General features: G+C 31.9%; 15 protein-coding genes and 2 pseudogenes. All 17 read left to right on the forward strand.

Annotated features, from left to right (window positions below; translation table 11 throughout):
• Positions 1–453: 453 nt before the first annotated feature.
• Positions 454–1,533 (forward strand): RHS repeat-associated core domain-containing protein, encoded by a 1,080-nt coding sequence (locus BM253_RS16705; RefSeq protein WP_262487599.1) that lies wholly within the window; start codon positions 454–456, stop codon positions 1,531–1,533.
• Positions 1,534–1,584: 51 nt separating this feature from the next.
• Positions 1,585–2,280 (forward strand): hypothetical protein, encoded by a 696-nt coding sequence (locus tag BM253_RS16710; protein ID WP_091526576.1) that lies wholly within the window; start codon positions 1,585–1,587, stop codon positions 2,278–2,280.
• Positions 2,281–2,350: 70 nt separating this feature from the next.
• Positions 2,351–3,250, forward strand: a pseudogene (locus tag BM253_RS16715) (RHS repeat-associated core domain-containing protein); the annotation flags it as partial.
• A 6-nt stretch (positions 3,251–3,256) separates the two neighbouring features.
• A complete protein-coding gene (locus BM253_RS16720; protein ID WP_143095702.1) occupies positions 3,257–3,745 on the forward strand; it encodes a hypothetical protein in 489 nt (162 codons plus the stop codon).
• 128 nt (positions 3,746–3,873) lie between these two features.
• Positions 3,874–4,809: an RHS repeat domain-containing protein gene (locus BM253_RS16725; protein ID WP_262487600.1), complete on the forward strand. Its 936-nt coding sequence runs from the start codon at positions 3,874–3,876 to the stop codon at positions 4,807–4,809.
• Between the two features lie 5 nt (positions 4,810–4,814).
• Positions 4,815–5,408, forward strand: coding sequence for a hypothetical protein (locus BM253_RS16730; RefSeq protein ID WP_143095703.1), 594 nt, complete (start codon positions 4,815–4,817; stop codon positions 5,406–5,408).
• Positions 5,409–5,578: 170 nt separating this feature from the next.
• Entirely contained in the window at positions 5,579–5,932 is a 354-nt protein-coding gene (locus BM253_RS16735; RefSeq protein ID WP_091526587.1) for a hypothetical protein, read from the forward strand.
• 132 nt (positions 5,933–6,064) lie between these two features.
• A complete protein-coding gene (locus tag BM253_RS16740; protein WP_091526589.1) occupies positions 6,065–6,952 on the forward strand; it encodes an RHS repeat-associated core domain-containing protein in 888 nt (295 codons plus the stop codon).
• A 369-nt stretch (positions 6,953–7,321) separates the two neighbouring features.
• Positions 7,322–7,675 (forward strand): annotated as a pseudogene (locus tag BM253_RS16750) (RHS repeat-associated core domain-containing protein); the annotation flags it as partial.
• Complete coding sequence (locus BM253_RS16755; protein WP_091526595.1) at positions 7,632–8,198, forward strand: hypothetical protein; 567 nt, start codon at positions 7,632–7,634, stop codon at positions 8,196–8,198. The pseudogene BM253_RS16750 and the gene BM253_RS16755, both read left to right, overlap by 44 nt.
• Positions 8,199–8,210: 12 nt before the next feature.
• The gene (locus BM253_RS16760; protein ID WP_091526597.1) at positions 8,211–8,708 is read left to right on the forward strand and encodes a hypothetical protein; all 498 of its coding nucleotides are present in this window, start codon (positions 8,211–8,213) and stop codon (positions 8,706–8,708) included.
• Positions 8,709–8,722: 14 nt separating this feature from the next.
• Positions 8,723–9,547 carry a colicin E5-related ribonuclease gene (locus tag BM253_RS17570; protein WP_262487601.1) on the forward strand — a complete coding sequence of 275 codons (825 nt, stop codon included), beginning with the start codon at positions 8,723–8,725 and terminating at the stop codon, positions 9,545–9,547.
• Between the two features lie 9 nt (positions 9,548–9,556).
• Positions 9,557–9,841 (forward strand): hypothetical protein, encoded by a 285-nt coding sequence (locus tag BM253_RS16770; protein ID WP_091526601.1) that lies wholly within the window; start codon positions 9,557–9,559, stop codon positions 9,839–9,841.
• A 69-nt stretch (positions 9,842–9,910) separates the two neighbouring features.
• Positions 9,911–10,852 (forward strand): RHS repeat-associated core domain-containing protein, encoded by a 942-nt coding sequence (locus BM253_RS16775; RefSeq protein ID WP_177205817.1) that lies wholly within the window; start codon positions 9,911–9,913, stop codon positions 10,850–10,852.
• Between the two features lie 11 nt (positions 10,853–10,863).
• The gene (locus BM253_RS16780; protein ID WP_143095704.1) at positions 10,864–11,313 is read left to right on the forward strand and encodes a hypothetical protein; all 450 of its coding nucleotides are present in this window, start codon (positions 10,864–10,866) and stop codon (positions 11,311–11,313) included.
• 20 nt (positions 11,314–11,333) lie between these two features.
• Positions 11,334–11,513 (forward strand): polymorphic toxin type 33 domain-containing protein, encoded by a 180-nt coding sequence (locus BM253_RS17730; protein ID WP_091526607.1) that lies wholly within the window; start codon positions 11,334–11,336, stop codon positions 11,511–11,513.
• A gap of 13 nt (positions 11,514–11,526) precedes the next feature.
• A partial coding sequence (locus tag BM253_RS16790; RefSeq protein WP_091526609.1) for a DUF4279 domain-containing protein occupies positions 11,527–11,888 on the forward strand: 362 nt, incomplete at its 3' end.

The raw sequence follows: 11,888 nt of genomic DNA on the forward strand, positions 1-11,888 counted from the left end.
ATAAGTCTAAAAGCTTTGCAGAGCGAATGGTGTACTTTGCCAGTTTTGGTTGTTAATAAATTTATGAATTTTTCAAAGAACAAATCTAAAGGCTGGCGCGAGCATCTTGCTCGTGCAATAATTAACCAACAGCCTCTTTACAAACGTATTGAGGCTGTTTTATTATAAAACACTTTACTGCTGTTGCACATTTAATAGTTTCTACTTTTATGTTTTCCACACCCTGAAGGCTATGTGGAATTTAAAAATAATCAATACCTTTATACGTATCAATACAAAGATCATTTAGATTCACGAGACAAAGCTTTGAGAAAGCTTTAGTCGAAGAGACCCGAACGCAGTGAGTGTACGCCTAAGCTATGCAGATTGCGACGGTAACGGAACAATAAACCCCGCTACCGAGATATTAGATGAAACCAAGCCTGCGAGGTTAGCCGAGACCAAAACATACAAATAAAAAAGACGAGGCAAAACAACTATTACCCGTTTGGTTTAAAACATCAGGGATATAACAACTTGCCGGGCGATGGCTATAAGTATAAGTTAAACGGTAAGGAATACGAAGACAGTTTTGGGTTAAATATTTACGAAATGGATCTTCGCCAGTTAGATCCTGCTATCGGGCGTTGGTTAGTTCAAGATCCTGTAACACATCACTATTTTTCGCCTTATAGTGCGTTTGATAATAACCCGGTGTATTGGAGTGACCCGAGTGGAGCGGATGCCACTAAAATATTAGACAAAGAAGGAAATCTGGTTGGGGGTTCTTTTTCAGGGCAAGATGCAATAGATGCATTTAATTTTTTAACTGGTTTTTCTACAGCAGAGAAATTTGAAGTAGCTGTACAAGCAATTATGGTGATTGATACTTCCCCAGGTGACGATGGAAATGGTGGTGGCGGAGGTGGAAACGGTAATGATGGTGGTGGATGGCAAAAACTAGATAAATCAACTTTGAGAGATTATGCACAGAAAATTTGTAATTGTTCCGGAGGATTGCTAGAGCAATTTACAGGTGCTTTGTTTGAAAATGCTTGGCATAATTCATATCAATCAATTGGAGCTAAAGATAATTATAGAGTTAACAAAAATAAAATGATGGGAGGAAGTAGGACAACTGTTCCTGATGGAGTTTCTGATGGATTAATAAGAAGATGGTTTTTAAGTGATATAGTTGTCTCAGGAGCAGCTTGGTTTGAAGTAAAGGCGATGAATGGAACTATATATAATTCTACAAGTAGTAGTCAAATAAAAGGGCATATAACTAATTTAGCATCATTTGTACCAGCAGGTTATAGAAGTTGGGGCTATTCAAAAGCCAGCGCAGCGTCATTAACCTTAGTCACAACAACGGGAGTTTCTATTTCAACAAGTGTAAATGCGTTGGCAGCATCAAATAATATTATTCTATATCAATATACAGCACAGTATATGATGAATGGTTCGCAAATGATGATTCAATTTCAACTTTCTACCCAAAATGGAGTAACAGTTCCATTTAATTATACTACACCACCAGTACCATTAAAATAATATAAAATGAGATTTTTTTTAATTTTTTTACTATTTTTTATTCAGATTAACATGAGCGCACAAGGATTGTCATATCAAGTAATTTCTCGCGAAAAAATAAATAATATTTTGAGAGAAAAACATTCATTAGTTACTAGTACATATATAAATAATTATAATTCTTGTTTTGTAACCATTTTTAAGGATGGTACCGCACTTATGGCTCCTCCCATTTTAGGAGGGGATGAAGGGATATTTTTTTTAGATGTTAAATCTATGGAAGAAATGGTAACTTCAAAAAAATATCCTGTAAAAGGTATTGGAACATTTTGGGAAAAAGAGAAAGACAATATAGAAAAGATAAATTCCAATATTCATTTTTACCGTGATAGATTATCAGAAATATTGAATACTGAATTAGTATTTGATAATAACTCTGAATACTTATGTAAAGTTTCAAAATTAATAAATGAAACATTAGATAAGCGTAAAAAAAATAATAATATAAAAGAATATGTTTCTATTTATATTGCGGAACTTATAAGACAAAAATATAATGGAAGATGGGGGTTATTCATAGAATATACATTCAATAATTACTATATTCCATATATAATAAGTGAAGATAAAAGTTGCGATGTAATCGGAAGTGTCTTAAATGAACTTGAATTAGCTAAATATATGCCACTGAATATAGAAGCAATTGTTATCGAAGCAGGAAAAAAATTCTACAAATATGATAAAAAAAGGTATATATTGTTAGAATGAATTAGTTGCAACAGCCTCTTTACGAACGTTTTGAAATTGTTTTTGGAATAAAAACAATTATTACCCGTTTGGTTTAAAACATCAGGGATATAACAACTTGCCGGGCGATGGCTATAAGTATAAGTTCTTAAACAAAGAATACGAAGACAGTTTTGCTTTAAACGTAACCGAAACCGACTTTAGACATTACGACAGTGCATTAGGACGTTTTAATGTACTAGACCCAATGGCTGAGCTTGCGCCTGACTTTACACCGTATCGTTACGGGTTTAATAATCCTGTGTTTTGGCAGGATGCAACAGGTTTGTTTGAAACAGAAGCACAAGCAAGAGCTTTTGCTCTTGATAATGGTATTGGAAATTATAAATTAGAATATGATAGGCAATCAAAAGGTTATACTTTAACGATAATAGGAGGAGAATTTGACGGCAGATCTTTTTATGATTTTACAGAATTATTACCCGAAGTTTTAGTTGGAAGTGATGGAGACGGTTCTGGTGGCGGTGGAAATGGGAAAAATGGGGATAGCTGTCAAAGTTGTGTAGATCCTTCAACAATTGGAAAAAATTTATTAGGATTAACATATCCAGGAGGAGATAATCCAAGGTCTTATAATGGGGAATATAATTATTCATATGTACCTAAGAAAAAATCTGAATATCCTGCTATTGGACACGATAGGAGATATGATAAATTAAAAATAGAAGGAGCCTCGGGATTACTTACAGATACAAGAGCTATTGGGGCGGACTGGAGATTTGTATGGGAAGAGTTAGTTGTAGCAGCTCACCCACTGTCAAGTCCAAGTGATAAGGCATCCGCAGGTCTTTTAGGTGTTGGGTTAGGTATAGCCGCTTTACCCAAAACAATATATCAGTTGAAAAGTTCATCAGGATTTCTACCAATTATCTTATGGTACAATGTAAGTAATCAAGGAGTTAATAATACACCCACTCCCCATAAACATTAATATATTATGAAAAAAAGAAAAATACTTTTTGTATTAACACTTATAATTTTCTTTTCTATGGGTATTCTTTGGTTTGCATATAATTTTGCGCCCGGTAGCTATCCACATGTTGAAAAATATGAATTAGATTATTCACAAGATGAAGTGAAAATTGCTGTAGATAAATTTAAGAAACAGCATTCAGAGTTTATTGTTCCAACAGTTACAATTAATAATAAAGGTAGTTTAGATTTGACAGATGGTCAATCGAATGAAATTACAGATTTATATAAAATTTATTTTTATTATAAAGATGAGCAAAAAATAATTTATACGTGGATACAACCATTGGATAATAATAAAACAATATTTGCTTTCGTTGCAATTAATAAAGGTTTAAATCTTGGAAATTGGGAAGATATTAATAAAGATTTTAGTGATTTTGAAAATAAAGAAGAGAAGAGAAAATTTGAAGAAAAAATTCTAAATAAAATAAAGGAGCTACTATCAAATTGATTCATAATTTACTTTTTCTAAAAAAATAAACTTAATAGTTACCACAACACCCTCTTTACAAACGTATTGAGGGTATTTTAAAAAAGATAATTGCTGGTGTTTGGTCACAGTATCAGGGATATAAAGATATTGCTAATAGTTGCCGCAGTGAAGAAGCTGAAGCTTATAAGTACAACGGTAAAGAGTATGAAGACGCATTAGGACTGAATATGTATGAGTATGGCGCACGTAATTATGACCCTTCTGTTGGTAGATTTTTTAATATGGATAATTATGCGGAACAATATTTGGATTTAACTCCATACCAATATGGAGCAAATAATCCAGTTTATTTTATTGATGTAAATGGAGATTATATTTATATCATGGATAAAGGAATTAGATATAAATTTGATAGTGGTAAATTATTTGCTAAAGATGATGAAGGTAATTGGGCAGAACACACCCCAAAAGCTGGAAGTTTTCTTGAACAAGTTTATATGGAATTAAAATCAATGTATGAATTTTCTGGTGGTAGTACTGGTCGAACTGGTGACGGAGGTAATTCTTTTGGAAAGTCATTGTTAACTTTATTTAACAATGATAAAAATAATGTTGATATTTGGGAGAGTAGTAAATTTCCAAGCTCTTATTTTAGAGATATAATGGGGTTTTTCAATGATAAAGGTAAAAATCTTTTATTGTTAAATTTAAATGAGAAAATAGAGTATTATTCGTATAATAATACATTTTATACTTCCGATTTAATGTTTATTATTGGTCATGAGCTTGGTCACGCTTTATCATTTTATTACGGAATTAAAAATAGAAGTGATGAATGGTTTACCCCACCAGGTCATAGAGCACTTAAAAAAGATGAGTTCTTTGCTCTATTTATTGAAAATCAATTATTAAATCAATTTAACAAACCCGCAAGAATAAATTACTTTACAAAAGATGACTTCAATAAATTTGATCAAAAAACAATTGACAAAGGATATATAATCAACTCCGAAACAGGAGAATATCTGAAGAATGTCAATAAGCATCTCAATGATTATAAAAAAAGTATTCCTTTAAACTAATAAATATGAGAAAGCTATTAATATTTATTTTACTACTAAACTTTAATGTTTATTCGCAGGAAAAATTTGATGTTAAAATTAAAGAGTTAAATAGTAGTATGAATAAGAACAACACACTTCTTTCAAAAAAAAGATTTTCTTTCTTAAAAAAAGAGATAAATAATTTGAGTATAGAATTGTTTGATATGATTACAGATTCATTGAATAATACTAAAAGTATTGTTTTACATGTAGAATTTGTACAATCATACGGTTACTCTTTGGGGATTCCCTCATATTTTTTTTATGTCTACGATGTAAATTCGAACAAAGAGTGGGTTTTTAAATATGAAAAAGATGGGAAGAAAAATAATTTTAATCATATTGAAAAATCTAAATTAACAGAATACGATTTAAAATATTTCGAATTTATTTCGCATACGGAAATGAATGAGCTCATTAAGCTTTCAAATTCTTATAAGTCAAATATTATTTATCCACAAGAAATAGAATTTGAGTTTGCAGAATTTATCTATTATTTGAACTACGAAAAAAATATATTCAGTTGTAATAACTTCATGCTCCACTTTCCTTTATCAGTAGAAAAAGGATTTGAATGATTTTAATTATAAAGTAATTTTAAAAATACAGGGTAATGTATCAGAAGTGTTGATAAAATTTGAAACACTTGTAAACTGTATTTATAATTTAAACCACAACAGCCTCTTTACAAATGTATTGAGGCTGTGTTATTATAAAACACTTTCCCGATCGCGCGGATTTGCAATCCGTGCCTTTAGTTTACGACACCTCTGGCAACATAACCCAAGACAAAAACAAAGGTATAACTGCAGTAAGCTACAACCATTTAAACTTACCCTATCAGGTAACCTTTGCTAATGGCGGTACTATTAAATATACTTATGATGCAGCAGGTATGCGTTTAAGCAAAAAAGTACAGCCGAGTGGTGGTGCGTTAGTAACTACCGATTACTTGTATAGTTTCCAGTATTTAAACGGAGTATTACAGTTTTTTCCGCATGCAGAAGGATATGTAAAACCAAACGGAACAAATTCGTATCTTTACGTTTATCAATACAAAGATCATTTAGATTCACGAGACAAAGCTTTGAGAAAGCTTTAGTCGAAGAGACCCGAACGCAGTGAGTGTACGCCTAAGCTATGCAGATTGCGACGGTAACGGAACAATTAATCCTGCAACAGAGATATTAGATGAAACCAAGCCTGCGAGGTTCGCCGAGACCAAAACATACAAATAAAAAAGACGAGGCAAAACAACTATTATCCGTTTGGGTTACAGCACCAAGGTTATAACGAAGTTGTAAACAGTAACCGCAGTGAAGCAGCAGAAAAGTATAAATTAAACGGTAAGGAATATGAGGATGCTTTTGGCTTAAATATATACGAAATGGATCTTCGCCAATACGACCCGGCTATTGGGCGTTGGTTAGTTCAAGATCCTGTTGTACACCATGAGTTTTCACCGTACAGTGCGTTTGATAACAACCCGGTGTATTGGAGTGACCCGAGTGGAGCGGATAGTGAAACATATGTTACAATTGCTGATTTATTTAATAAAGCTGGTAGTGGAATTACAACATTTAATTTTGAAAATGGAGAACTTGTAGGTGAATCATTTACAAAGAGTATAGAAACATCATTAGAACAAACTTACTTATTTTTAGACGCACCTACAGAAGGCGGTGGAGGCGCAAGTGGCGGTGGAAACGGTAATGGTGGTGGAGATCCTAAAACTAAATTTAAGCAGAACAATAATCTAATAGGAACAACAGCTCAATCAGTTTTATCTTCGTCAATAGTTTTCGAAGGTCTTTCCGATTCACAGTTAGAATACTTTAGAGTAATACCAGAGGACGCAAGAGATAGTTCGCATACAATAATTCCAAAAAACGTCGTTAAATACAAAACAGATGGATTATATATGAAGGATTGGTCAGAATCTAATTATTGGTTTAAAATCGGAAATGGTAGATATGTGACAGTAACTAACAAAGATGGTGTCTATTATGCAAAAGATAGCTCTATATGGGTAAATTCGATAGCTTTACAGCTTTATAGTGCTTTTAATTTTAAATCAGTAAATAAACCTCATTGGGTAAATAATCCATTTAATTCTAAGTAATATGTTTAAAAAGAATTTTATATTAAAAAGAATTTTATTTTTTGTTTTGCTTGTAGTAGCTACTGTGTATATTATTAATTCATATAATAGATTTAACTCAACATTGGTTGGTTCTAATATTGAGGATGTAAAAAAAAGTTGGGGAGAACCATACTTTCAGAGTACTTCTAAAGGAAAAATACATCAACATTATCGATCCTTGTTTATTTATAAATGTGTTTTTATTTACAATGAAAATGATAGTATATTAATTGAAAAATGGAAACAGATTGATTAAATAGACCAACAGCCTCTTTACAAACGTATTGAGGCTGTTGGTGTAAGAAAATACCTGTTCATTGTGTAGGAGCGTAGCAATATAAGTTCTTAAACAAAGAATACGAAGACAGTTTTGCGCTTAATGTAACAGAAACTGATTACAGACATTATGACAGTGCATTAGGCAGGTTTAACGTAATGGACGCTTTGAGTGAATTAGCACCTAATTACACACCTTACCGTTATGGCTTTAATAATCCGGTGTTTTGGCAGGATGCAACAGGTTTGTTTGAAACAGAAGCACAAGCAAGAGCCTTTGCTCTTGATAATGACATTGGAAATTATAAATTAGAATATGATAGACGATCAAAAGGTTATACTTTAACAATAATAGGAGGAGAATTTGACGGCAGATCTTTTTATGATTTTTACAGAATTATTACCCGAAGTTTTAGTTGGAAGTGATGGAGATGGTTCTGGTGGTGGCGGTTCTGGCAATCGTGGATTAGATTTATCTTCTGCTATGTGGTTAGGAAATATCGGGCTTGGTATGCTTTCAACAGATGTTACTTTGCAATCAGGATTCTTAAAAAGTAATGAACTATGGCATAAAACCAAAACAAGAGGTTATTCATTCGCAACGCAAAATAAATGGAAGAATCCTGGAGCTAAATATTGGCGTAATCAACAAGTAAAACCTTATCAAGGGGCTAGAAAGTTAGGAAGCAAATTAACAAAAGCCGGCGGAGTATTAGTTGCAGCAGATATTGCGATGTCGGGAGAACTTAAACCTTCTCATGGTATTAATGTCTTTATGTTAGGAATATCAGGAACAGGAGTAGGTTCGATTGTTGCAGGTGTTTGGTTCGTTGCCGATATGGGTACTGGTGCTTATAATTATTACTTTTCGGACGATGGCTTTAAAACAATTTCAGATATGATAGATCAAAATGTTGGTTCATATGAGATGTATGAAGGGGTATATTAAAAAATTTATATTATGATAAAAAGCAAGTTTTCAGGAGATGCAATTTTTTGGGGTATTTTTATGCTAATACCATTATTTTCGTTTATAATTTTCTCAATAAAAGGTGTAAACCAATATTCTGGTAAAATAGGTGAAACATTAATCTTATTGTTATTTATCATCCTGTTTTATTTTTTACTTAATTTTCTTAAACACATGAAAGTCATAAAAATAGAGAATGGTAAATTAAAATACTATTCTATTTTACGACCATTCGGAAGAACTTTAAATTTAAAAGATTATAAAGGAAAGATTATTTTAACAGAAACAGGAACCAGAGGCAATTATAAGACAGTTTATTTGGTTAACAATCAAAATAAAACCTCTTTTAAGATAATGGGGTTACATTATAAAAATTTTGAAGAATTAAATAATGCAATACCACTTAAAATAATGAAGTACCCATCTGGTATTATGAACTATCTTAAGATTTTATTTCTTGAAAAAGTTTCTGTAGATACGAAAAAGTAATTGTGTAATCCCCGATTGGGTTACAGCACCAAGGGTATAACGATAAAGCCAATAGTTGCCGCAATGAAGAAGCCGAAGCTTATAAGTTCTTAAACAAAGAATACGAAGACAGTTTTGGGTTAAATATTTACGAAATGGATCTTCGCCAGTTAGACCCTGCTATTGGGCGTTGGTTAGTTCAAGATCCAGTTGTACACCATGATTATTCACCGTACAGTGCGTTTGATAATAATCCGGTGTATTGGAGTGATCCCAGCGGAGCAAACTCTGTAAGATACAATTGGGGATCTGGAGATTACGATGTATTGGACAAAGATGGTAAATGGGTTGGAAGTTTTGGACCTGGTATGTTGGGGGATTACCAAAATAATCCCGAAGAGTTTTTACAAAGTTTCTTTTCGCTTGAAGCACCAACTGATGATATCGGAGGTGGAAGTGATGGAGGCGGGAGTGGAAGTTTTTCCGCAGAACCACAAAATCCACTTCCTCAACTTTTTAGGGCTTTATTTAGGATATTGACAAAGGCTCCTAAAGGTAAACTTGCTAAAGAAGCTGTTAAAACAAGTAGTAAATTCTCTAAAATAACGCCAAAAATTGCTAAACAAATGGAACGTAGAGGATGGACAAAAGAGTCAATACATGAAACGGTGAATAATGCATATACAACAAGAGGGGCAACAAATAGAGCTACAGGAAATAGAGCTACAGCATATTTCAGAAAAGATGGTTCATATATTGTTAGAGATAATGTTACTAATGAAGTTATTCAAGTTAGCAATAGGTTAGACCCTAAATGGATTCCTGATGCAACTATTACAAACCCATACATTCCAAAGTAAAAATTAATTATGAATAAAGTAGAAATTATATTTAAAGAAAAAGCAATTACCCGATATGGAATAACTCTTTACTCCAAAGAAGATACATTAGATTTTATACTGAAATGTAAAGATTATGGAATTATCATTTTAGGTATTGATGCTTTTTTTATTTCTGATATAGCAACTGAACCAAGTCTTGAAAATAGTATAGATTATTCGACAAATATGAGTAATGGTGATATTTATGAAAAAGCTTTAGAGTTTATTAGTAAAAGAAATGAAGATTTGTATTTTGAAATAGTATGTGAGTAAACTATTGACAAATAAACCACAACAGCCTCTTTACACACGTATTGAGGCTGTTTTGAAAAGAGATAATTGTTGGCGTTTAGTTACATCAAGGAGTATGACGATATAGCAAATAGTTGCCGCAATGAAGAAGCCGAAGCTTATAAGTTCTTAAACAAAGAATATGAAGACAGCTTTGCGCTTAACGTAACCGAAACTGATTACAGACATTATGACAGTGCGTTAGGAAGATTTAATGTATTAGATCCAATGGCTGAACTGGCACTCGACTTTACGCCGTACCGTTACGGGTTTAATAATCCTGTGTATTGGGAAGATTCAACGGGACTTTTTGAGAGCTATGGAGCTGCACAAAGTTGGATAGATAAATGGGGATTAATTGGAGCAGAAATATCATATAACGAATACAAAGATGTGTATGAGATTTCTAATCAAGGATATTCTTTTTACCAACGAGGAGAAGATATTATCAGTAGTATGTATTCATTGGAAACAGGAATAACAGTAACTACTTTTAAAGGAGGAGCTTCTGCAGCAGGTGATATATGGAGTCCTGAATTTGGAGCTGGTTTTATCTCAACTGTACAACCTGGTTCAGGAAGAATTACGCCTATTGGCGGTGGTGGGGATATATTTGGATTGAAAGAAATGTTCTTTGGAGAAGTAGCAAAAGCAACAGATAATCCTTATACAGGTATCATTGTAGCGGCTGCTTTTAATAAAGGGAAAGTAAGCGTATCGAATAGAATAAAAAATATAAGTAAAAGTGGTGGTACCCAATTAAATAGTAAAACTTTGTGGAAAGGTAAAGGAAAGGAAAGAATCGATGTTGAAAATCCAAATCCTTTGCAGAGACCTGGTCAAGTCCATTATCAAGATAATGTTGGAGGGAAATACATATATGATCCTTCAACAGGAGTTTTTAGGGATGCTCCTAAAAAGGTTAACGATTTATTAAAAAACCCTGAGTTTAAAAGAGCAGTAGAAAAAGGATTAAATTATCTTGGTTATTAAAGTATATTATTATGAGCAGTGTATTAAATTTAAAAATGTTTTCAATTTTTGTAGATGCTATTGTTTTAAAATTTAAGATAGAGAGTCAATTACAAGAGTTATTATCAGAAGGGTTTATTGAACATAATGGATGTTATTTGTTGAAAACACTCTATAAACAAAATCAACATATCAATAAGTCTGATTTTCCTGATTCTGTAAGTTATGAATGTCTTATTAATTCTGTTCATGTTGATGATTATGTGGATACTGATTTTTTTGAGCAAGCATTGCTTTTTTCTATGAAAATCATAGAAATATGGAATAGTAAATATGCTGATTTAAGATTAAATTTAATTTTAAGTCAGACCGATTTTGGTTTTAATTTGAAATTTCATTTACATAGAAAGAATGAACAGTGGATTAATAAAAATGAAATAGATAATTTTGAGGAAGCACTAATTGTTTTTAGTAATAATTAATTTAGAATAGTTGTTCTAAAATCTTTTATAGTTTTTTAAAAAATTCAGGAATATATATTCATCAATTAAAAAGAGATTTTTTAGGATCAAAGGCATCAATATCTAAATATGATTTGTACAAGGATGCTACTGGAAAAATCTTAATTTTACAAAAAGGAGGGATTGGCACACCAATTAGAACTGGTGAATTTATAAAATGATAAAGATAAAATAATGACAAAAATAAAATTAATACTTTTAATATTTGGAGAAGAGCTTGATTTTACTTCAATAACAGATATTATGAAATTAACTCCAACTAATTTTTGGAAAAAAGGAGATAAGATTTTAGGAAGAAAAAGAGAATTAATTAGGCAGGAAAGTTGTTGGGAGTTAGATTTTGAATTTGTTAACACGATGTTTTTAGATGAAGTTACTGATCAAATTGTTAGTAAACTTTCAAATAACTTAAAAGAAGTAGAACAGTATATTAATGATAATTGTAAATCTTCAGCAAAAAGTAGACATTTTATAAAAGAAACTAAAGGAGTGTTTTTAAAAAAAAATGTAACTTTAATTATGGCAACACCAAAAAA

The sequence above is a fragment of the Paenimyroides ummariense genome (assembly GCF_900115115.1).
In the GTDB taxonomy this organism is placed as follows: Bacteria; Bacteroidota; Bacteroidia; order Flavobacteriales; family Flavobacteriaceae; genus Flavobacterium; species Flavobacterium ummariense.

Excerpts from the sequence above, each read along its gene's own strand:
- BM253_RS16710 (WP_091526576.1), top strand. The coding sequence starts at position 1,585 with ATGAGCGCACAAGGATTGTCATATCAAGTAATTTCTCGCGAAAAAATA.
- BM253_RS16720 (WP_143095702.1), top strand. The coding sequence starts at position 3,257 with ATGAAAAAAAGAAAAATACTTTTTGTATTAACACTTATAATTTTCTTT.
- BM253_RS16730 (WP_143095703.1), top strand. The coding sequence starts at position 4,815 with ATGAGAAAGCTATTAATATTTATTTTACTACTAAACTTTAATGTTTAT.
- BM253_RS16755 (WP_091526595.1), top strand. The coding sequence starts at position 7,632 with ATGATTTTTACAGAATTATTACCCGAAGTTTTAGTTGGAAGTGATGGA.
- BM253_RS16760 (WP_091526597.1), top strand. The coding sequence starts at position 8,211 with ATGATAAAAAGCAAGTTTTCAGGAGATGCAATTTTTTGGGGTATTTTT.
- BM253_RS16770 (WP_091526601.1), top strand. The coding sequence starts at position 9,557 with ATGAATAAAGTAGAAATTATATTTAAAGAAAAAGCAATTACCCGATAT.
- BM253_RS16780 (WP_143095704.1), top strand. The coding sequence starts at position 10,864 with ATGAGCAGTGTATTAAATTTAAAAATGTTTTCAATTTTTGTAGATGCT.